This window comes from Streptomyces sp. NPDC101234, assembly GCF_044767525.1.
GTDB classification, from domain to species: domain Bacteria; phylum Actinomycetota; class Actinomycetes; order Streptomycetales; family Streptomycetaceae; genus Streptomyces; species Streptomyces sasae.
Genome location: NZ_JBIWOA010000030.1, coordinates 98597 through 120162 on the forward strand (window position 1 = coordinate 98597; position 21566 = coordinate 120162).

General features: G+C 67.6%; 21 protein-coding genes. 6 read left to right on the forward strand and 15 right to left on the reverse strand.

Annotation, left to right across the window (positions count from 1 at the left end; all coding sequences use genetic code 11):
- Positions 1–3 precede the first annotated feature (3 nt).
- The 8 genes from ACIRR9_RS40680 to ACIRR9_RS40715 all read right to left on the reverse strand — a co-directional run bounded on the left by ACIRR9_RS40680 (position 4) and on the right by ACIRR9_RS40715 (position 8323).
- Positions 4–1209 carry an acyl-CoA dehydrogenase family protein gene (locus ACIRR9_RS40680; protein WP_403763072.1) on the reverse strand — a complete coding sequence of 402 codons (1206 nt, stop codon included), beginning with the start codon at positions 1207–1209 and terminating at the stop codon, positions 4–6.
- A gap of 94 nt (positions 1210–1303) precedes the next feature.
- Positions 1304–1927, reverse strand: coding sequence for a DUF5134 domain-containing protein (locus tag ACIRR9_RS40685; protein WP_403763075.1), 624 nt, complete (start codon positions 1925–1927; stop codon positions 1304–1306).
- 70 nt (positions 1928–1997) lie between these two features.
- Positions 1998–2441: a cupin domain-containing protein gene (locus ACIRR9_RS40690; protein WP_403763078.1), complete on the reverse strand. Its 444-nt coding sequence runs from the start codon at positions 2439–2441 to the stop codon at positions 1998–2000.
- A 161-nt stretch (positions 2442–2602) separates the two neighbouring features.
- Complete coding sequence (locus ACIRR9_RS40695; protein ID WP_403763081.1) at positions 2603–3280, reverse strand: HAD family hydrolase; 678 nt, start codon at positions 3278–3280, stop codon at positions 2603–2605.
- A complete protein-coding gene (locus ACIRR9_RS40700) occupies positions 3277–4902 on the reverse strand; it encodes a cytochrome bc complex cytochrome b subunit (RefSeq protein ID WP_403763146.1) in 1626 nt (541 codons plus the stop codon). The genes ACIRR9_RS40695 and ACIRR9_RS40700 overlap by 4 nt, the downstream gene beginning before the upstream one ends.
- Positions 4903–5057: 155 nt before the next feature.
- Positions 5058–6758 carry an FAD-binding oxidoreductase gene (locus ACIRR9_RS40705; protein ID WP_403763084.1) on the reverse strand — a complete coding sequence of 567 codons (1701 nt, stop codon included), beginning with the start codon at positions 6756–6758 and terminating at the stop codon, positions 5058–5060.
- On the reverse strand, positions 6755–7477 hold the full coding sequence (locus ACIRR9_RS40710) for a lysophospholipid acyltransferase family protein (protein WP_403763087.1): 723 nt from the start codon (positions 7475–7477) through the stop codon (positions 6755–6757). The genes ACIRR9_RS40705 and ACIRR9_RS40710 overlap by 4 nt, the downstream gene beginning before the upstream one ends.
- A 39-nt stretch (positions 7478–7516) precedes the next feature.
- Positions 7517–8323 carry an SDR family NAD(P)-dependent oxidoreductase gene (locus ACIRR9_RS40715; protein ID WP_403763089.1) on the reverse strand — a complete coding sequence of 269 codons (807 nt, stop codon included), beginning with the start codon at positions 8321–8323 and terminating at the stop codon, positions 7517–7519.
- 271 nt (positions 8324–8594) lie between these two features.
- Between ACIRR9_RS40715 and ACIRR9_RS40720 the strand changes: the two genes are divergently transcribed.
- The 5 genes from ACIRR9_RS40720 (at position 8595) to ACIRR9_RS40740 (ending at position 13544) form a co-directional block, all read left to right on the forward strand.
- Positions 8595–9422 (forward strand): hypothetical protein, encoded by an 828-nt coding sequence (locus ACIRR9_RS40720; RefSeq protein WP_403763092.1) that lies wholly within the window; start codon positions 8595–8597, stop codon positions 9420–9422.
- Positions 9419–11734, forward strand: a complete 2316-nt coding sequence (locus tag ACIRR9_RS40725) for an SDR family oxidoreductase (protein ID WP_403763094.1) — start codon at positions 9419–9421, stop codon at positions 11732–11734. Before ACIRR9_RS40720 ends, ACIRR9_RS40725 begins: the two co-directional genes overlap by 4 nt.
- A complete protein-coding gene (locus tag ACIRR9_RS40730; RefSeq protein ID WP_403763097.1) occupies positions 11734–12528 on the forward strand; it encodes a ferritin-like domain-containing protein in 795 nt (264 codons plus the stop codon). Before ACIRR9_RS40725 ends, ACIRR9_RS40730 begins: the two co-directional genes overlap by 1 nt.
- Positions 12529–12872: 344 nt before the next feature.
- Positions 12873–13271, forward strand: coding sequence for a hypothetical protein (locus ACIRR9_RS40735; RefSeq protein WP_403763100.1), 399 nt, complete (start codon positions 12873–12875; stop codon positions 13269–13271).
- 36 nt (positions 13272–13307) lie between these two features.
- Positions 13308–13544, forward strand: coding sequence for a hypothetical protein (locus tag ACIRR9_RS40740; RefSeq protein WP_403763103.1), 237 nt, complete (start codon positions 13308–13310; stop codon positions 13542–13544).
- Positions 13545–13761: 217 nt separating this feature from the next.
- On the opposite strand, the gene ACIRR9_RS40745 is transcribed toward ACIRR9_RS40740, so the two are convergent.
- The 5 genes from ACIRR9_RS40745 to ACIRR9_RS40765 all read right to left on the reverse strand — a co-directional run bounded on the left by ACIRR9_RS40745 (position 13762) and on the right by ACIRR9_RS40765 (position 18804).
- Positions 13762–14667, reverse strand: coding sequence for an alpha/beta fold hydrolase (locus ACIRR9_RS40745; RefSeq protein ID WP_403763106.1), 906 nt, complete (start codon positions 14665–14667; stop codon positions 13762–13764).
- 84 nt (positions 14668–14751) lie between these two features.
- Positions 14752–15348, reverse strand: a complete 597-nt coding sequence (locus ACIRR9_RS40750; protein WP_403763109.1) for a YceI family protein — start codon at positions 15346–15348, stop codon at positions 14752–14754.
- 79 nt (positions 15349–15427) lie between these two features.
- Entirely contained in the window at positions 15428–16174 is a 747-nt protein-coding gene (locus tag ACIRR9_RS40755) for an SDR family oxidoreductase (RefSeq protein WP_403763112.1), read from the reverse strand.
- Between the two features lie 182 nt (positions 16175–16356).
- Entirely contained in the window at positions 16357–18087 is a 1731-nt protein-coding gene (locus ACIRR9_RS40760) for an L-aspartate oxidase (protein WP_403763115.1), read from the reverse strand.
- A 219-nt stretch (positions 18088–18306) separates the two neighbouring features.
- A complete protein-coding gene (locus tag ACIRR9_RS40765; RefSeq protein ID WP_403763118.1) occupies positions 18307–18804 on the reverse strand; it encodes an Ohr family peroxiredoxin in 498 nt (165 codons plus the stop codon).
- 377 nt (positions 18805–19181) lie between these two features.
- On the opposite strand from ACIRR9_RS40765, the gene ACIRR9_RS40770 reads away from it, so the two are divergent.
- Positions 19182–19910, forward strand: a complete 729-nt coding sequence (locus tag ACIRR9_RS40770; RefSeq protein WP_403763121.1) for an SDR family oxidoreductase — start codon at positions 19182–19184, stop codon at positions 19908–19910.
- Between the two features lie 287 nt (positions 19911–20197).
- Here ACIRR9_RS40770 and ACIRR9_RS40775 read toward each other — a convergent pair whose 3' ends face one another.
- Entirely contained in the window at positions 20198–20617 is a 420-nt protein-coding gene (locus ACIRR9_RS40775; protein WP_403763124.1) for a cupin domain-containing protein, read from the reverse strand.
- 414 nt (positions 20618–21031) lie between these two features.
- Positions 21032–21505 carry a carboxymuconolactone decarboxylase family protein gene (locus tag ACIRR9_RS40780; protein WP_403763127.1) on the reverse strand — a complete coding sequence of 158 codons (474 nt, stop codon included), beginning with the start codon at positions 21503–21505 and terminating at the stop codon, positions 21032–21034.
- Between the last annotated feature and the right edge of the window lie 61 nt (positions 21506–21566).

Below are 21566 nucleotides of genomic sequence, written 5' to 3' on the forward strand. Positions count from 1 at the left end.
GGCTCACACGAAGGCGCTCTGCCCGGTGATGGACTTGCCGACGATGAGGGTCTGCATCTGGCGGGTGCCCTCGTAGGAGTAGAGGGCCTCCGCGTCGGCGAAGAACCGTGCGATGTCGTGGTCGAGGACGATGCCGTTGCCGCCGAAGATCTCGCGGCCGGCCGCGACGACCTCCCGCATTCGGGACGTGGTGAACCCCTTGGCCAGTGCCGAGTGGTCGTCGCGGAAGACGCCCTGGTCCTGCAGCCGGGCGAGCTGCACCAGCATGCCCCAGCAGGCTGTGATGTCGCCCAGGCTCTTCACCAGCAGGTCCTGCACCAGCTGGAACCCGGCGATCGGACGGCCGAACTGCCGGCGCTCCTTGGCGTAGGCGAGTGCGAGCTCGTAGGCGCCGATCATGACACCCAGGGCCTGCCAGGCGACCCCGCTGCGGGTGAAGCGCAGGATCTCCGCGACGTCTCTGAAGGAGTTGATGTTCTGGAGGCGGTTGGCCTCCGGCACACGCACGTCGGTCAGGGTGATCTCGGCGTTCTGTACGATCCGCAGCGCGATCTTGCCCTCGATCTTCACCGGCACGAAGCCGGGGGTGCCCTTCTCCACGACGAAGCCCTTGACCTGGTTGTCGTGCACGTCCCGTGCCCACACCACGACGTGGTCGGCGAAGGTGGCGTTGCCGATCCACCTCTTCGCGCCGTTGAGGACCCAGGTGCCGCCCTTGAGTTCGGCGGTGGTGCGCATGCCACCGGAGACGTCGGAGCCGCCCAGCGGCTCGGTCATGGCGAAGGCGCCGATCTTCTCCATCGAGGCCATGGCGGGCAGCCATCGATCCCGCTGCTCCTGGTCGCCGCCGGTGAGGACGGAGTAGAAGCTGAGCCCGTTGTGGACGCCGAAGAAGGTGGCGACCGAGGCGTCGACGCGGCTCATCTCCATCGCGAGCATGCCGCCGAGCAGGTGGCTGACCGCGGGCAGGTGCTCACCGTAACCCTCGTAGGACAGGGCGGTCAGCCCGCTCCCGCGGAACTTCTCTATCAGCTCCACGGGGAACTCGCCCTTGTCCCAGTACCCGTTGACCAGCGGCTTGACTTCGTCGCGCAGGAAGGCGCGGGCCTTGAGCAGTATTTTGCGTTCGTCGTCCGGGAGCAGCGTCTCGTAGCGGTAGAAGTCGGCGCCCAGCAGCTCGTCCGGCGGTGCCGGGGGAGTGGTGGTCAAGTCAGTTCTCCTTTCGGTGGCGGACATGGTGGAGATCCAGGACTCCGGACCACCAGTTGACCGACCTGCGACCCCGTTTGTGACGGCCTGGAGGTCAATGGGCCATCAGGAGCATGACCACCGTGCCCAGGGCCGTCACTCCGTCCCAGAAGCGGCTGCAGGCGCCCTTGACACAGGTGGAGGTGTCGGACGCTTCCGCGGTTCCGCGCAGTGCGGGCATGTCACGGGTCAGCGAGCGGAGCGCACATGTGAGGAGGTACAGCGCCAACACTCCTGTGACGACGCTGCCGGCCCTCGACTCCCCCATGGAGTGGCCGAGATGCAGGGCCGGGTCCGCTGTCGGAACGCCCTCGGCCATGGTCTGGTGCGAATGGCCCGCCGCGCGGTACGACATCCAGGTCATCGCCGCCATGCCGACCGCGTACGGGAGTCTCCGCGCGGTCGCCGACAGTTGCCGTTCCCGGCCGTTCCTGACGGCGGTCAGCGGGAACCACAGCGCGGCGCAGGCGAAGAAGACCGACTGGGGCAGCCCCGGCAGGGCGCTGCCCCAGCTCCATGGCATCGCCGCCATGGCCAGGGCCATGGCGGCGTGCAGCAGATGGTCGATGCGGCTGCGGCAACCACGAGTCCGTATCAGAACGGCCTGCCGGAGCGCGCGGACGGCGGCGGCCGCGAACAGGGCGGTCAGCATGCAGTGGACGACTTCGGTGGCACTCATGCCGAATCGCGCCCTTTCGCGGAGCGGTCCGGATCCGCGTCGGAACTGCTGTGTGTGAGTGGGGTGTTGGTCAACGCGTGGGTCGCGGGGCGCGCAGGTGGGCCCGTTCGGCGAGTTCCTTCTCGTCGACCAGTTCGAGCATGGGCGCGCCCGGCGCGCACATCATGGTCACGACGAACCGGGTCCGGGCATCCGTCAGCGCGTTGCCGTCCTGATAATGGATCACATCACCCCCCGGCTCCCAGAACGTCCCGCCGGCTTCGATCACGTGCTCGGGCTGGCCCTCGAGCTCGAAGCGGACCGCTCCCTCCAGGACGTACCCGAAGGCCGGTCCCGAGTGGCGGTGCGGCGGCGTTCCCGGATCTCCGGGCTCCCACTCGATATGAAGGGTCATCGCCGACGCACCCTCGGGAACGGTGAACGGTGCGGCGTCCTGAAGCACCGTCGCCGCCGTCTTCCACGCTTCCGACAGGGACTGCTCACCGTGACCGTGCACTGCATCCTTGTCCGGCATTGTGTTGCACCTCCGTAGATCCATCGTGCCTTGAGCCAGACATACCTCGCGAAAGGTCCGTCCCGGGGCAGACATACCGTTGGTCGGCCGCGTGTTCCCACGTCCTGGTCCCACGCACGTTCATCGGTGATGACCGGGCGCACGGCGAATCCGTGACACACCTACGGACTCGGCCGCAGGGCGACGCCCAGCAGTTCCTCGAGCCGTGTCGTGGAGTGCTCTGCGCTGCGGTGCAGGACAGTGGCCATTCCCAGTGCCTCGGCGGGCGGCAGGTTCGCCGCGTTGTCGTCGACGAAGACGCACTCCCCGCCGGGCACTTCGAGCATCTTGAGGATGAGCTCGTACACCGCCGGCTCCGGTTTGCGCAGTCCGTGCCGCTCGGAGATGAGCGTCGCGTCGAAGGCCGCGTCGATGTCGAAGCCTCGATACATGTTCCACGGCCCCAGGCCCATGCTGTTGGACAGCAGACCGGTTCTCAGTCCGCAGGCGCGGGCCCGAGCCACCACCGACACCATGGCTTCGTCGAGGCGGGAATCCGCGAAGATCCGGCCCAGCAGGCCGGTGCCGTCGATGCCCAGCATCCGGCCCAGGCGACGGTTCCAGTCGAGCTGAGTGGCCCTGCCGCGTTCGAGGTCGTGAGTGAGCTCGACCATCGCCGGATCCCGGTACCAGGTCCGGTCCACCGCTCCTTCGGGAAGGCCTTCACGGATTTCGAAGCCGCGCACCGCGTCATCGAGCGATGTCGTGAGTACACCGCCGAAGTCGACTATGAGACATGTTCTCGGCACAGTCTTTCGAACCTCCCGCTCTCTGCCGACCTCTGTTGCCACGTTGTTCATCGCGGGTGTTCGCCGGTGATCTCCCGGTACTCCTGTGCCGTCGGCTTGGGGATCTGCGCGCCTTCGCCGTACAGGGCACGGCTGAACGCGACCCGCAAGCGCCGGGCGAAGCCGGTGTCGGCGCTTGCGTCCCCCGCGTTGCCGTTCGAGCCGGGCGCGATCGGCGGGTATTGCTCATGCTGGGTGAGAAGGTGGAGATCCTCCTGGCGGAGAGGCTCGTGCAGCTCGACGAACTCGCCGTTCGGCAAGCGCTTGATGACACCGGTCTCCCGGCCGTGCAGCACCATGTCGCGGTCTCTGCGTTGCAGGCCGAGGGCACACCGCTTCGCCACGGCGTAGGCCGCGAGGGGTGCGACGAAGAGCCCGACGCGGACCGCCCACGTCACCGATTCGACCGAGACATGGAACCGGGTGGCGATGATGTCGTTCGCCGCGCCGATGAGCGACACCAGATAGAAGCTGATCCACGCGACACCGAGCGCCGTTCGCACCGGGCGGTTGCGCGGCCTGTCGAGAAGGTGCTGTTCACGATCGTCCCCGGTCACCCAGGACTCGATGAACGGATATGCGCCCATGGCCAGGAAGAGGCCGACGCCCACCGCCAGTGGTATCAGGTTGTCCAGCGCCAGGGTGTGGCCCCAGAAGTCGATCTCCCAGCCGGGCATGACGCGCAGGAGTCCGTCCGCCACTCCCATGTACCAGTCGGGCTGCGATCCGGCCGAGACCTGGTCGGTGCGGTAAGGGCCGTACAGCCAGATGGGATTGATCTGCGCGAGTGCGGCGATGACGAAGATGGCGCCGGTTACCAGCAGGAAGAAGCCCGCGGACTTCACCGCCCGCACCTTGAGCGGCAGGCCCACGACATTCCTGTTGGTCCGCCCCGGGCCCGGATACTGCGTGTGCTTGTGGTGGAGCAGCAGGATCAGATGGGCCACGAGCAGTCCCACCATGATGGCGGGGATGATCAGAACATGGATCGTGTTGAAGCGTGCGACCAGTTCACCGCCCGGGAACTCACCTCCGAAGAGAAACATCGAGAGGTAGGTTCCGACGATCGGCAGGGAAAGGATCGTTCCGTTCACGACGGCGAGCCCGGTTCCGGAGAGCAGGTCGTCCGGAAGGTCGTATCCGGTCAGCCCTCCGAACATTCCGAGGACCAGCAGGAGGAACCCGAACAGCCACTGGAATTCGCGGGGTTTGCGGAAGGCGCCGGTGAAGAAGACGCGCAGCATGTGGACGAGCATGGCTCCGACGAATACCAGGGCCGCCCAGTGATGGGTCTGTCGGATCAGGAGGCCGCCCCGCACGTCGAACGAGATGTGCATGGTCGAGTTGAACGCCTCTGACACGGTCTGCCCTCGCAGCGGCAGGTAACTGCCGTTGTACTGCACCTCGTTCATCGACGGATGGAAGTACAGGCTCAGATAGATCCCTGTCACGACAATCACGATGAAGCTGTAGAGACAGAGCTCTCCCAACAAGAAGGACCAGTGGTCCGGGAAAGCCCTGCGCGCTTTGGCCCGGATCAGGCTGTACGGCCCCAGGCGCCCGTCCGCCCAGTGGGCAAACCTCTCCCCACTGCCTCCTTCGTCCACTTTTCTGTTCTCACTCTGCTCGTCCATGCCCCTGCAACCATTCTTCGTCCGACCCGAAAGGGGCGCTGATGGCCTTACGGATTCCGTTTTTCCCGGCTTGGAGTCAGCGCTGCTTCCACCTGTATGACCGAGCGCGAGGCATGGATGTGACACGCAGGGCGGTGAGTTGGTGCTCCGCGTGATCAGACCACGATCTTGCGGGGGTTGAAGTTGCCGCCCGGGTCGGCGGCGTCGAAGAGGCCCGACATGATCGCGACACCCTGTGCGGAGATGTCCTCCTCCAGCCAGGGCGCGTGCTCCAGGCCCACCCCGTGGTGGTGCGAGATCGTGCCGCCGGCGTCGACGAACGCCTGCTGGATCGCGCGCTTGACGGTGTCGTACTCGCCGAGCGGATCGTCACCGAACACAAAGGCGAAAGTGAAGTAGAGGCAAGCTCCAGAGTGGTACGAGTGCGACATGTGTGACATCGTCCAGCCCTTGCGGCCGATCTTCTCGTAGGCCCGGTCCGCCGCCTCGTAGACCGCCGCATGGATGCCACGAAGCTTCGACCACGGACCGGCGGTCTCGCTCACGTCACCGGCGGCACCACGGTCGAGCAGGAAGTCGCGGATGTACGGCGTGTCGAACTTCTTCTGGTCGTAGAGCGCGCCGGGCCCCTTGCCGACGCCGATGCCGTGATGCTTGCGCACGATCCGGTCGACGAGCGACTTCTGCCGTTTCGCGTGCGCCTCGTCGCCCTCGAAGCCGATGAAGGAGAGGCACATCTCGTCGAGGTTCCAGCCGCGCTTCTTGAGATACGCCATGAGACCGGCCTGTGCCTTCTTCTGCATCCCCTTCGACTCCTTGCTCGTCGCCAGGGAGAAGGCCGTCTCGTGTGCGTCCGAGACACGGGTGACCGAGGGCGAGACGTCACTCTCGGCGATCTCCTGCATGGCGGCGAGGCCGCGGTCGAGGTTCCTGAAGAAGTAGGCATGGATGGCACGCTTCTCGGGAAGCCGGTGCACCTGCACCGTGACCTCGGTGATGACGCCGAGCCGTCCCTCCGAGCCCACCACCATCTCCCGCACGCTCGGCCCGGTCGACGCGCTCGGCACGGCACGGATCACGAGGACCCCGCCGACCCGCACGACACGCAGCCCCTTGACGATGTCCGCGATGTCGCCGTACTTGTCCGACTGCATGCCGGACGAGCGAGTGGCGACCCACCCGCCGAGCGTCGAGTGGGTGAACGAGTCGGGGAAGTGCCCCATCGTCCAGCCGTAGCTGTTGAGCTGGGCCTCGAGATCGGGGCCCAGCGCTCCGGCCTGGATACGCGCCAGGCCGGACTCGGCATCGATCTCCAGCACCCGGTTGAGGCGGCCGAGGTCGAGTGAGACGACCACCCGCGTGTCGCCCGGGTGCGGCTCAAGACTGCCCGCGATATTGCTGCCGCCCCCGAAGGGGATGATCACGGCGTCCGCCTCGACGGCTGCGTCCACGACTCTCTGCACCTCGGCCTCGTCGGCCGGATAGACGACGACATCGGCACTGCGCGAGATCTCGCCCGCTCGGATGCGGACCAGGTCACGCAGGCTCTTGCCGTACGTGTGGACGATCCGGGACAGGTCGTCGACGACGGTGTTCCCGGCTCCGACGATGCTGCTGAGAACCGCGACGAACTCCTCCGGAGCCGACGAGGCAGGCACCTTCAGCTGCGAGAGATCGGGCCGTTCCATGTGCTCGCCCGCCCAGAGGTCGAGACCGATGGCCTTCTGTACGAACGGTGCGAAACCAGGCTTGTCCTCGTGATGGAAGCCGACACCTTCCACGCCCCAGCCCCACCACTTCATGTGCTTCACATCATCGGTGCGCATCGCGTCGGTGCGGCTGATGGGTCCGGTCACGAACGGTCTCCTTCAGGTGTACGACATGAGGTGGCAGGCACGCCGAGGACGCGGTCGGAGTTCTCCTCGGCCAGGGCGACGATCGCCGAACGGATGCGTTCGGTGAACTCGCTCCTCAACTCCCCGGGAAAGGCGGTGAGCGGTTCACCGAAGACGACCCCGACCGGCTGGCGGCCCGGCTTGGGCCAGTTCGAGCCGCGAGGATGCGCCGCATGCGCGCCGATGACCGCGACGGGGACCACCGGCACCTCGGCCGACGAGGCGAGTGCCGCCGCCCCCGGCTTGAACGCCCCGAGGGATCCGTCGCGCGAGCGGGTCCCCTCGGGAAAGATCAGGAGCGGCACTCCCCGGTTCAGCAAGGCTTTGGCGCTCACGCCGCGCGCGTTGACTCCGGTGCGGTCGACCGGGAAGGCGTTGAAGAAGAGAGCGGTGAGGCCGCGTCGCTGCCACACGTCGAAGAAGTAGTCGGCGGCGGCTCCCACCGCGAGGTAGCGCGCCAGCCGGCGCGGCAGCGCGCCCATGATGAGTGGCGTGTCGAGGTGCGAGGTGTGATTGGCGACGACGACATAGGCGTCCTCGACCTTCGCCAGGCGCTCGCGCCCAAGTACCGTGACACTGGTCACGCTCCATACGACGGGCTTCAGCAGCCCTCGCTGCGCGACGAAACGCGCCGCAGCGTGGGAGCGTGAGGTGAAACGGTCGCGTATGGCCGCAGGCATCCGCTTCCTTCCCGTGCGGGCCTGCCCGCACTGATTCTTTCAGTGAGTACGACTGCCGTTGCGGCTGGACGAAATCCGTCGCGAGATCCACCGCACCGTGTGACGTGGAAGATGACGTGTGAACCAGATGAGCAGCCGGTACCGGAAGCTCGGCATGGAGATCACCCGTCCGCGGCGCACGTCGCGCAGACTCGTCTCGACGAGCCGCTGGGCGTCGAGCCAGAGGAAGTCCGGAATGCTCGACGACCGGATTCCGGCCCGCGTGTGGAATTCCGTGCGGACCCAGCCAGGGCAAAGTGCCGTCACGGTGACGCCCGTTCCATGGAGCTCGTTCGCCAGGCTCTCCGTCAGCGAGGTCACAAAGGCCTTCACGGCCGAATAGCTCCCCATCGTGACGAACCCGGCCGTGCTCGAAACATTGACGATCGCACCGTGCCCGCGCTCGCGCATGGCCCGTCCGGCGGCGCCCGCGAGCACCAGCACCGTGCGGCCCATGACCTCGATCGCCCGGTCGTGCGCAGCGGTGTCGGCCGAGGTCATCGGCGCGTGCACGCCGAAACCGGCGTTGTTCACGAGCATGTCCACCGGACGGGCGGGGTCCTCCAGCCGGGCGGCGACACGCTCGACGTCGGCACGGTCGGACAGGTCGGCGGGCAGCACCTCGACAGTACGGCCCCGGGATTCGAGCTCGGCCGCCGTACGGCCGAGCCGTTCCCTGTCGCGCGCCACCAGGACGAGGTCCCAGCCGCGGTCCGCCAGGGTGCGGGCGAACTCCGCTCCGATACCCGACGTGGCACCGGTGACAAGGGCGACCCGGGTACGGCTCAGCACAGTTTCAGATGCCATCTACTCGACATGCGAGTTCCCGCTCGTAGTTGTTGCGTCGGGCGCATGTCACACCTTTCGTTTCTCGGATCGTTCCGTTAGACCGGACACGCATCCGTCTTGTGACACGAGCTTCCTCACCTGCTCAGGCGGCCCCGTGCGTCCATGCGGAACCAAGTCGTGTGTCACACATGCGCCGGTATCCCGGTCTCAGATGACGGCCCCGACGCCTCTTCGCGCGATTCGGGGCCTCTGCAGAGTCACCCCCGTTCCCGCCCCAGAAAGTCCGTGCATGAACTCGAACAACGAGACGACGACCGGGCCGCCCGAGACAGCGGAATTCGACGTGCGTGAGTTCGCCCGTACGGCACACGGCAACCACCGCGGAACGCTCGACCTCGGGGCGCTCGCCGAAGAGCCGCTCGACACCGAGTCCCTCCGACTCGTGCGCGCGCTGCGCGACATGGAACGTGCGACGCTGCACCGTGTGCGCGACCGCCTCGTCACGGCGACACACAAGGACGCCCGGGTCACCGCTTTACTCGCCACGTGGATGTTCGAGAGGTTCTGGATCGCCGACGCCCTCGACGCCGTCCTGGATGCCTCTCCCGCCACCCGTGATCTCCCGCCGAGCGACGGTCCGGCACGGTCGGTACTGGCGGAGCGCCGTGAGCGCCGTGGCCCGGTCGCGCGCTCCCTCATCGCCAACATCACCGGCGCGCAGATCGTCGCCGAACACGTGACGACGGGCCTGGTGGACGAATGGATCACGCAGGCGGCCTACCGGCGTCTGGCCGGCGTGTCGCCCGCCATGGCGGCGATCATCAATCCCGTGGTGGAGATCAAGCATCGCCACAGCCGCTTCCTCGCCGAGGAGGCGGAGCGGCGGCTGCGCCGGTCGGCCCGCGCCCGGCGCATCACCCGCCGCGCCCTCCGGCACACCGCCTGGCCGCTCGGTTCCGTCGACCGGTCCGAGCACGAGCGCACCTTCTTCGAACACCAGGTCTTCGGCGACCGGAGCGGACGGGCCGAGGCACACCGCATCCGCGCGAGGGTCGCCGCGCTCCCCGGCATCCGTCCCCGTGTCGCATCCATCGTGGAATCGAGGCTTCTTCCGTGATACCGCACAACGCGAAGGCCCAACTCGGCAACGGACACGTCCTGCTGACCGGCGCGACCGGCTTCGTCGGGCAGGCCGTGCTGGAGCGACTGCTCGCCGATCACCCCACCACCCAAATCTCGCTCCTGGTGCGCGGGAAGGGCAGCCAGACCGGGCAGGACCGGCTCCGGCAGCTGCTGCGCAAACCCGTCTTCGCCCGCTGGCGGGACGCGGTGGGCGCCGAAGACGCCGAGCGCATCGTCCGTGAGCGGGTCACGGTGCTCGACGGCAGCATGACCAGCATTCCCGAGCTGCCCTCCGACCTCGACGTCGTCATCCACTCGGCGTCGACCGTCTCGTTCGATCCGCCCATCCACGAGGCGTTCGACACCAACGTCCATGGCGCCGTGAGCCTCTACGAGGCACTCCTCGCGTCCGGATCCGACCCGCACGTCGTTCATGTGTCGACCTGCTACGTCGGGGGACTCCGGCGCGGTGTGGTGCCCGAGGCCAAGCTCGAACACGACGTCGACTGGCACACCGAGTGGAACCTGGCGGCACAGGCCCACGAGCGCACCGAACTCACCTCGCGGGAGCCGGCGATGCTCGAGTCGTTCATGTCCCGCGCCCGCGGCAGCCACGGGAAGGAGGGACCGATCGCGGCGGCCCGCGCGAGCGAGAACGCGCGGCGTGAATGGGTGCGTTCCCAGCTCGTCGCCGCCGGCCGACGGCGCGCGCAGAGTCTGGGGTGGACCGACGTCTACACGCTGACGAAGGCACTCGCCGAACGGGCCGCGGAAGACCTCTGGGGCGAGGCCGGACACCGGCTTTCGGTGGTCCGGCCCGCGATCATCGAGAGCGCCCTCCAGCATCCGTTCCCCGGCTGGATCGACGGCTTCAAGGTCGCCGATCCGCTGATCTTCGCCTACGGCCGGGGTCAGCTGCCGGACTTCCCGGGCCTGCCCGACTCGATCCTCGACATCATCCCCGTCGACTTCGTCGTCAACGCCATCCTGGCCGTGGCGGCCACCCCGACCCCCGTCGACGAGCCGAAGTACTTCCACATCGCCTCGGGCGCGTCGAATCCGCTGCCCTTCCACCGCATGTACGAGAACGTGCGCGACTACTACACGCAGCACCCGATACCCAAGGACGACGGATTCGTCGACGTACCGACCTGGAAGTTCTCGGGCGAGCGCAGGTTCGACCGCGGCCTCCGGCTGGCCAGGAAGAAGGCCGACCTGCGGGACGCCCTGCTGCGGCTGATGCCGAACGACGAGCGCAAGCGCGCTCTGGCGACCCAGAACGCCAAGCTGCGCGCCGGCATCGCCACCCTCGGCAACTTCATCGACCTCTACCGGGCGTATGCGCAGACCGAGATCATCTTCGACGACCGCAACACCCGCGCGCTGAACAGCGCCCTTCCGGCCGAGGTACGCGCGGACCGTGGCTTCGATGTGGACCGGATCGACTGGGAGGAGTACCTGCAGAAGGTGCACCTGCCCGCGCTCAGCGAACTGACAGCCGCCCACCGTCGCAGGAAGGCCGCGGCCGCCCGGCTCGGGAACGCCCGGCCGGAACGCGAACTGCCGCGGCGTACCGACGTCGTCGCCGTCTTCGACCTCGAACGGACCGTCGTCGACTCCAACATCGTCGAGCAGTACCTCTGGGTGCGCACCACGGGCTTCCGCAAGGCCGCCTGGCCGAAGGAGGCGGCGGACCTGCTCACCTCGCTGCCCGGTTACCTCCGCGCCGAGCGGCGGGACCGCGGCGAGTTCATCCGCGCGTTCCTGCGCCGCTACCGCGGCATGCCCATCGCCCGCCTGCAGGAGGTGGTACGGCGCGGCTACGCCGACACGATGCTGCGGCACACGAGCGCGGACGCCGTGGCGCGCATCCGCGAGCACCGGGCGGCAGGTCACCGCACCGTCCTGGTCACCGGCTCCATCGGCCTGCTCGCCGCTCCGCTCGCCGACCTGTTCGACGAGGTCGTCGGAAGTTCCATGCACGTCAGGGACGGTGTGCTCACCGGCTACCTCGCGAAGCCGCCGCTCGTCGACGAGGCGCGGGCCGCCTGGCTCCAGCGGTACGCCGAGGAGGGCGGCTACGACCTCGCGGCCTCCTACGGCTACGGCGACAGCCACGCCGACCTGCCGTGGCTCTCGCTGCTGGGGACCCCCTCGGCGATCAACCCCGACGCCGAACTGACACGCGAGTCGCACCGGAGGAACTGGAACATCTACCGCTGGAAGAGCGGCGGTTCGGGTGTGCGCCAGGACGTCATCACGGCACGGGCGACGGATCCGGCACGCACCCACGAGACGGGCGACTGATGGCTTTCGACATAGACAAGTACACGAAGAACTCCACCGGCGTGCAGTGGGCCGACCTCGACTTCGACGAGTTCGAGCGCAACCCGCTGCCCGAGGAGACGCTGCGCACGCTGCGCTACATGTGCGACATCGAATACCACACGGTCTGCTACCTGCGTGATCTCCTGACGACGCCGTCCCACGACGAGCCTGCGGTGGGCGCGTTCATGACGATGTGGAACCGCGAGGAGTTCTGGCACGGCGAAGCGCTCGCGGCCGTACTGGAGCGCCACGGCCTCCGGGTCGACTTCGACGAACTCAAGGCGACCCGTCTGAAGCTCGGCTGGAAGGACCGCCTGGGGACGGTGAAGCAGACGGTGATCGGCCGGCTGGTCGGACACGACTTCGTCGCCGTGCACATGGCATGGGGTGCGGCGAACGAGTGGTCGGCGACAGCCGCGTACCACCGGCTCGCCGCACTGGAGAGCCACCCGGTGCTGGTACCGCTGCTCAGGCGGATCGCACAGCAGGAGACGAAGCACGTCGCGTTCTACGCCACACAGGCGCGCGACCGGCTCGCGGCGAGCAAGAAGGCCCGCGCGATCGCCCGGCTGGCACTCGAAAGGGCCTGGGGCCCGGTCGGCTCGGGCATCATGCCCGAGACCGAGGTCACGCACGTCATGACCCACCTCTTCGCCGGCTCCGAGGGCCGCAAACTCGTCCGCGACATCGACTCGCACATCGCGAAGCTGCCGGGCATGGACGGGCTGCGCATAGTCGAGGACGCCATGGACAAGCGCGGCATCGCTTCCTGACACACCGAGCGCACCGTCCTGACCGGACGACCACCCCGGCCGTCACTCCGTTACGAACCTCATTCCCGCACCCCCTGTCGGGCCGCAGCGAGTCTCGCAGCGGCCCGACAGGGGGTGCGGTCGATTTCTCTGCCCAGGCAAAAGGTGTCCGGATCGAGTGCCGCGACCACCGGACCGCCGTCGGCCTCGGTGTCCCCACCCTGGAGCCGTCCTCTCCGAAGCCGCCGTCCCAGCCGTGACTCCCCGCAAAAATCGGAAGGAGAAGGGATGGGGCGTGCTGCCAGAATCGGAGTGTGACCAGCCGGGAGATCCACTTCGACTGCCGACGTCATACTGATCGTGGCGTGCTCGAAGTCGTCCCGTGCATCGACGGTGTACCGCTCACCGACTTGATCGACCGGTTCGAGGCAGACGCTGAGATGCGGCCGGCCGGCGATGCCTACGGGGGTCTTGTCCCGGAGTTCTACCGGTTCGGCCCGATGGAAGACCACTTCCACGGACGATCGACCGGCGCGATCGGGCCCAGGACGCCCGTACTCGGCTGCGAATGCGGCGAGTGGGCGTGCTGGCCGCTGATGGCCGGCATCACCGTGACACCTGACCACGTGACCTGGCACTCCTTCGAGCAGCCCCACCGCACGACACGCGACTACTCGGGGTTCGGCCGGTTCCTGTTCGACCGCCGTCCGTACGACGACGCCGTGCAAGTCCTGAGCGCGGCGATCGGCGTCGACGGCACGTGAGCACATTCCATCGGCCGGCGGGGGAGAGGAGAAGTCATGTTCGACCACATGATCGGAGTGAGCCCCGAGCAGGCCGCTCGCTGGGTTGCGCTGGTCGAGCAGTGCCGACCGGTCCTTGAGAGCGACGGGATGGAAGCCGTCCAGACCTTCCTGGCCGACAGCGGCTTGAGCGTCATCCAGGCGATCGTCATCACTCGGGCGCTGCTGGGACATGCGGAGACACCGCTTCGAGTCGCCATCGACATCGTCACCACCGGCACGGCTCGACAGTAGGTTCACAACGGCCGGGTCGAGAACGAGGTCGGCCATCTCCGCCGTATGCAGGGCCGCCCCCGCCCGGATGATGCGGGGCGGGGGCGGGGAACATCGTGCGGTCCGGCCAGAAGGGGGGTGCGGCCGGGTGCCGAGGCGGCAGTGCGGCGCCGCGTTCCAATGGTTGTGCCCGATCCCGGTGATTACCGTAGCCACCGGGATCGCACAGCACAGCGGATCAACTGGCGCGGGCCGCGGTGATGATGAGGTCGGCCACGGCGCCGGGATGGGAGACGAGGGGGAGGTGCGAGGAGTTGATCTCCTTCACCTTGGCGTGTGCGACCTTTGCCGTCGCCTCCTGCGCAGCCGCCGGAATGATCTTGTCCTGGCGCCCGATCAGAGCCCATGAGGGGATGGTCTTCCACGCCGGGTCGCCCGACGGCTGGGTGACCGCGGAAGCCTCCAGCGGGCGCTGGGTCGCGATGATCTGGTTCTGCTGTTCGGCGGACAGGTCCTGGGCGAACGAGGAACGCACGACCTTCGGCTTCAGGTAGAGGTCCGCGTCGCCGGCCGATGCGCCGGGGAAGGGGACGAGGTTGAAGACCGTCGTCGGATCCGGCACGATCACGGCCGAACCGGGCTGGGAAGCGGCGATCTCTCCCGCCGACTGCCCCTTCGCGGGTATGAAGGCGTCGATGTACACGAGCGCCTTGACGTCGGTGTTGCCGAGGGCCGCGTTCGTGATGACCATGCCGCCGTACGAGTGACCGACCAGCACGATCGGTCCCTTGATCGTCTTGAGGTAGTCGGCCAGGTAAGCGGCGTCACCGCTCACACCGCGCAGCGGGTTCGGCGGGGCAACGACGTGGTACCCCTGGCTCCGCAGACGGTCGATGACGCCGTGCCAGCTCGATCCGTCGGCCCAGGCGCCGTGCACGAGTACCACAGTCGGCTTGTCCGCAGCGCCGGACCGATCGAACAGGGTGACCAAGGTCGTCGCAGTCGCCGAGGTGGATGCCCTCGCCGGATTGACCGCGGTGACGAAGAGAGCAACTCCGACGCTCGTAGCAGCCAGGACGGCGAGGGGAGTGCGGCCGCGTCGGTACAGATAACGATGATTCAAGGGAAGCCCTTTCGGGGGCACAGGTTGAATTGCGCTGTTTCTGGAAAGTGGCCGATTCGGCAGCTCAACGGGAGGGGAGCCGCTGCAGAGTGGGCGCCTCCCGGCCTATGAGCCGGCAACCTGGTCCAGCCGCACGGCATGGATGTCGAGAATCAGCTTCACCTTGTCGCTGATCAGAACTCCGCCCGTCGGCAGGGCCTTGCGGCCGTCAAGCCCCCAGCCGGAACGCCGCAGGGTGGCGGTGCCCGCGAAGGCGACACTGTGCTGCCGGTGGGCGTCCCGGCCTGCGCCGGCGAAGCCGAGGTCGAGGTGAACGGGCAGTTCGACGCCCTTGACCAGGAGGTGCCCCGCCATGCGGAAGCGACCGTCACCGGCAGGGCGGATTTCGCCCGAGCGGAAGCTCATGAGAGGGAACGTCGCCGAATCGAGGAAATCCGGTCCGGTGACATGAACGTCCCGTTCCGGATAACCCGTGTCAAAACTGCCGGTCTGGACACTCAGGTAGGCCTCGGACCGAGTGGGACGTGCCCCGTCAAGCCTGAGAATCCCCTCGAATGCAGTGAATTTGCCGCATACGTTGGTGACCATGCCGTACCGGACGGAGAAACCGATCGTGCTGTGGATCGGATCGACGGCGTAGATGCCGGTCAGCCCTGCATAGGGGGTGGTATGAAAAAGAGCGGTTGCCCTGGACTTGAACATGGCGGGCCGGTTCCTTCGTGCGTGGATCGGATCCACGGCCGGGCGGCCCCTGACTGCCGCCAGGGGCCGCCCGCAGTGCCTACCGCTGCTGTGCGAGCCAGTCGGCGAAACGGGTCTCGGCGATCTGCGCGCCAGGGCTCGGTACAAGCGTGGAGTCCTGAAGCTCGGCACCGGAGTAGGGGGCGCTCGGGTCCGTGACGACCGTGCGGGCGTCGTCCTTGTCGGCGAGCAGCTGACGGATGAGTTCGTCGAGCTGGAACACGTCGGGGCCGGCGATCTCCAGGACGCCGTTGACCGGGGCGCCGACCGCGGTGCGGCCGACGGCCGCGGCCACGTCGTCGGAGAAGATGGGCTGGAACTGGACGGGGGCCAGGCGCACGGTGTCGCCCTCGGTCGAGATGTCCGCGATCCCGTTCACGAACTCGAAGAACTGAGTGGCGTGGACGATGGAGTACGGGACGTCGGAGGCCTTGATCAGCTCTTCCTGCGCCTGCTTGGCACGGAAGTAGCCGCTGTCCTGAAGGCGGTCGGTACCGACCACGGACAGCGCCACGTGGTGCGTCACGCCGGCGTCCGCCTCGGCCTTCAGCAGGTTGGCGGTCGAGGTACGGAAGAAGTTCATGACGTCTTCGTCGGCCCACGAGGGGGAGTTCGACACGTCGACCACGACCGACGCGCCCTCCAGAGCCTCGGCCAGCCCTTCGCCGGTCAGAGTGTTGACGCCGGTGTTGGGCGAGGCCGCGACCGCCTCGTGCCCGTGGTCGTTGAGCTTGCCGACCAGCTTCGAGCCGATGAGCCCGGTTCCACCGATCACTACGACCTTCATGGTGGTGTCCTTCCGTGGGATTTCATGGTGCGGCGCGCAGGTGTGACGAGTTCTTCGTCGGCGCCTGAGAAATTTCGGTCTGCACCAGGAGAGACCGGACAGCAGAGCTACCTGTGACAGGAATTCGTAAGAATCGAGTGCGGTTGCTCACCGGTCACGTCACGGCTCCGCAGACGATTGGCTTATTCGGCGAGCTTTCCATCGGTCGAGACCTCTGCCATCAGAGCGGAAATCTCGTCCGGGATGGCCGGAATGCTCTCGCGAGTGATACCGGTCGTGGGCGACCACACGAGGTTGACCTGCTGAGCGGGGTCCATGTCGGGGTAGTCGCTGCGGTTGTGGCAGCCGCGGGTCTCTCGACGCTCGAGTGCCGCTTCGAGGGTGGCCCGGGCCGACAGAGCCGCGGACTTCAGATCAAAGGCGTGCGCCAGATCCTGGAAGCCGGCGATGTCCGGGTGCACGCCGACGTCCTCCATCCTCTTCTCGATCGCCGCGAGCTCCCCGAGCCCGGCGCGCAGGCCCTGCTCGTCACGTACGACTCCGGCGTGCTCCGTCATGGTGTTGCGGACGGCGCGCTGCAGGGCGCGGACGTTCTCCCGTCCGTCGGCCGCGAGGAGATCGGTGATCTCCGAGCGGGCCTCGGCGACAGCTGCCGCCGACCGCGGCTGGGCGGTCAGGGACCGTGCGTAGGCGGCGGCCGCCTGGCCGGTGATGCGACCGAAGACCAGCAGCTCGATGAGACTGTTCCCGCCGAGGCGATTGGCGCCGTGCAGGCCGCTCGACGCCTCGCCGATGGCGTACAGGCCGCGCACGTCGGTGCCGTGGTCCTCGTGGCGCACCCACACCCCGCCCATCGAGTAGTGCGCGGTGGGCGCGATCTCGATCGGATCGCGGGTGATGTCCAGCATCTGCAGATCGAGCAGGGTCTGGTAGACGCGGGGGAGACGCGTCATGATCGTCTGCCGTGGCAGATGGGAGACGTCGAGCCACACGCCGCCCTTGGGTGTCCCGCGCCCTTCCTTGATCTCCGTGTAGGAGGCCAGGGCCACGCGGTCACGGGTGGACAGCTCCATGCGCGCGGGGTCGTAGCGGTTCATGAACCGCTCGCCGAGCGCGTTGCGCAGGATGCCGCCCTCGCCGCGCGCGGCCTCGCTGACGAGGGTGCCGGCCGCGTTCTCGGGCTCGATGATCCCGGAGGGATGGAACTGCACCAGTTCGGGGTCGCGCAGGCGGGCTCCGGCCTCCACTGCCAGACGGAACGAATCGCCGGTGTTCTCGTCGCGCCGGGAGGACGTTCGCCGCCAGATGCGGGTGTGGCCGCCGGCGGCGAGAATGACGGCGTCGGCGTGGATCAAGTACCGGGTGCCGTCGGTGAGATCGAAGCCGTAGGCACCGAAGACGGCGCCGTCGTGGACCAGCAGCCGGGTGATGTAGACGCCGTCGAGCACCGGAACGTTCAGCTGCTGCGCGCGCCGGATCAGCGTGCGCTGGATCTCCAGACCGGTGTAGTCGCCGGCGAACGCGGTCCGCCGGAACTTGTGGGCGCCGAAGAAGCGCTGGGAGATCCGGCCGTCCTCCTCCCGGGCGAAGGCCATGCCGTAACGCTCCAGGTCGCCTATGCCCCGAGCGGCGCCCTGGGTGACGATCTCCACGGTGCGGGGATCGGCGAGCAGATAGCTCTCCTTGAGCGTGTCGGCTGCGTGCTGCTGCCAACTGTCCTCGGGATCCATGGTGCCGAGGGCAGCGTTGATTCCTCCGGCGGCAAGTGCTGTATGGGCGTCCTCCTTGGGACGCTTGCCGACCGCGAGGACGTCGATGCCGGCCTCTGCCAGTTCGATCGACGCTCGCAGCCCGGCACCTCCGGTTCCGATCACCAGCACCGTGGTGGAAAGTTGTTGTTCGGTGATAGCCACGATCTACTCCGATCGCCGAGGGAATGTCATTCAGTAGGACCGGCTCGTCCCGGAATCTGTGACGCCTGTGGTGGAGGCTCCCGTGGCGTCTCGGCGACGGCCTGTCGGTGAGGTACCGGTCGACGGCTGGGTGCGTGCGGAGAGCCGTCGTGTGCCGCCATGAGGCACACGACGGCTACAGACGCGCCGTACAGCTGGACAGACAGCCGATGCCGTCGGTCAAGAGGCCAGCTTGATGCTTGTCGGCGTGCCCCGAAGGGCCATCTTCGTGTAGGGGCACAGCGAATCGGCCTGCTCCATGAGCGGGGTGGCCACGGCAGGGTCGACGTCCGGCCACCTGACCACGAGGTCGGTGTGCAACAGGTAGCCGCCGTCCTCGGGGTCCCGTCCGAAGGCCACGGTTGCCTCGATGGAGATCGCTGCCGGGTCGAGCGCGGCCTGCCGTGCGACGAGACTCAGCGCCCCGTGGAAACAGGCGGCAAAACCGGCGGCGAACAACTGCTCGGGATTCGTCCCCCGGCCGTCTCCTCCCAGTTCCGCAGGCATGCGCAGGTCGAGATCCAGGACTCCGTCGCCCGAGCGCGCCCTTCCCGAGGCGCGCCCGTGACTGGCCGTCCCCCCGCTCACCGTCACGGTCGTGGTGTAGATCGGGGCGAAGGCCTCTCCGTCGTAGTCTTTGTCGGTGGGCAGATCCGGCAACCGGGTCCACTCGGTCACGGCATGACTCCGTCGGCGTCGCGGTGCACGTCCGTGTTCGTCGGTCCTTTTACGTCACGCGACTTCTTTACGTCGAGCCAAGTAATGTCAAATTTCATATTTGGTACACCTTTGCACGTTAGGGTTTCCAGATGCGGACAATCAGTTGACCGGCACCTTCTCGCTCTTGTGACAGCCGTCGGTACGTGACCGGTGAACGGCCGCGGGCTGAAGGAGGCTCTCGATGTGCCCGCGGGGTGTGGCCGCCGGAGGCGGGCGGTCGGCGGATCCCCGTGCAGCCCCGGATGGCGGCAGGATGTGGCCAGGCCAAACCGATAATGCCCGGATATGGTGTGTTCTGTAACACTTCGGACGCGCTGTCGGTGAAAGGGCATGTCATGAAGTTCGCAGTCATCGGCGGCACCGGACTGATCGGGTCGCAGGTCGTCGAGAACCTGAATGCCGCCGGGCACCAGGCCGTGCCGCACTCCAAGTCCACCGGTGTCGACGTCATCAGCGGCCAGGGGGTGGACGAGGCGGTGGCCGGTGCCGACGTCGTCGTCAACCTGACGAACTCCCCGACCTTCGACGAAGCCTCGCCGGCCTTCTTCCAGACCTCGATGGACAACCTGGTGGCCGCGGCCCGCAGGGGCGGCGTCGGCCACTTCGTCATCCTCTCCATCGTCGGCGTGGACCAGGTGCCGGAGCTGGACTACTACCGGGCCAAGACGCTCCAGGAGCACATCCTCGCGGACGGGTCGGTTCCCTATTCGATCGTGCGGGCGACGCAGTTCATGGAGTTCATGGACGCCACCATGTCCTGGACCTCGGACGCCGACACCGTCCGGCTGCCCGCGACCCCCATCCAGCCCATCGCCGCCAAGGACGTGGCCGCCGCGGTCGCGGAGGTCGCCGCGGGCGCCCCGCTCAACGGCATCCGCAACATCGCCGGCCCCGACATCTTCACCCTGGACGAACTGGGCCGGATCACCCTGTCGCGCAAGGGCGACAACCGCACCGTCGTCACCGACCCCACCGCCGGCATGTTCGCCGTCGTCAAGGGCGACGTCCTCACCGACAAGGACGCCCACCTCGCCCCCACCCGCTACACCGACTGGCTCTCCTGAGAGGCTCGCGCCCGGCGCATCAGCCGCAGGGCCCCTTGAATGCCACGGGTCAGTGACCGAACGATTCCGGCAGCCCGCGGCCGCAATGCAACGGCGCACCGCCATGGCCAGGGCCATGGCGGTGCGCCGGAGATGGTCGGTCGACCCGGTTCCGCCGTGGTCGACTCGGCTCCGCCGTCAGCGCCGTCAGTGCGCGGTACACGACATCGGTGGCACTCATGCCTTACCGCGTCCTCCCGCGGAGCGAACGGGCTCCGTTCGGAACCTGCCTGTGCGCAGGCGGTGGGTCAGTCGGTGGGCCGCGGGGCGCGCAGATGGGCCCGCTTCTCCAGTTCCTCGTCGTCGACGAGCGTGAGCATCGGCTGGCCCGGCGCGCACATCATGAACACGATGTACTTGGCCGGGACGTCCGACGAGGCGTTGCCGTTCTGATAGTGGATCACTTCACCGCCCGGCTCCCAGAACGTCTCACCGGCCTTGATCACGTGCTCCGGCTCACCCTCCAGCTCCCACCGGACGGCTCCCTCGAGTACGTAGCCGAAACACGGCCCCGAGTGGCGGTGCGGGGGAGTGCCGGGGTCACCGGGAGCCCACTCGACAAGCACAGTCATTCCCGAAGCCCCCTCGGGAATGAAGGGCGGCTTGACGTCTGCCAGCATCTTGGGGCCGAAGCCGTCCTCTGAATGCATTCCGTGCATTTCGTGCATCAGTGATACACCTCCGTAGACCCGCCCGGAATACGTGATCTCGCGTCAGGAATTCCGGGCTCACAACAACCTGCTTCGCGGTGAAGACAGAACATGGCCCGCATCTGTGACACGCCGCGTGCCTCCTGCCTTGCATGCGACGAGGCCCCATATCACCCTGCTCCCTGTCGGCGGTCTCCACAATTCGGCCGGCATGAATGGGCCGACAGCCCGCATGGGTATTTCGGTGGGGCCTTGCTGACCAGGGGGCATGCACCCTGAGGGGGGCGGGCGCAGTACCGGGCCGCGAAGAATTCGGCCGGCCGACCGCGTGGTTGAGCGCAGTCGGCCGGTGCCCGAAGTCCGTCTCCGCGCCGAAGGCAGGGGTGATGCGGAGAGGGACCGTCCGGGTCCGGCAGCGCCGGACCCCGGCTGCTAGCCGAACATGCCGACCGTGTAGCCGCCGGCCGGCTGCCGGGTGATGAGGTTGATGCGGTTGTACGCGTTGATGAGGGCGATGAGCGTCGTCAGCGCGGCGAGCTGGTCCTCGTCGAAGTGCTTGGCGGCGTTCGCCCAGGCCTCGTCGGTGACCCCACCGGCCGCGTCCGCGACACGGGTGCCCTGCTCGGCCAGCTCCAGCGCGGCGCGCTCGGCCTCGGTGAAGACCGTCGCCTCCCGCCAGGACGCGATCAGGTTGAGCCGCACCGAGGTCTCCCCGGCGTGGGTGGCCTCTTTGGTGTGCATGTCGGTGCAGAAGCCGCAGCCGTTGATCTGGCTGGCGCGGATCTCGACCAGGTGCTGAACGGTGGCCGGCAGCGTCGAGCCCGACAGCGCCTTGCTGGCGGACAGGAAGTGCTTCAGCACCTTGCCCGCGAAGGGATTTCCGTAGTAGTTGAGGCGTGCATCCATTGGTGCTCCTAGTGAAATTGCCGGTACACGCTAGTGACCGGACAGCCCGGCAAGGTGTGAC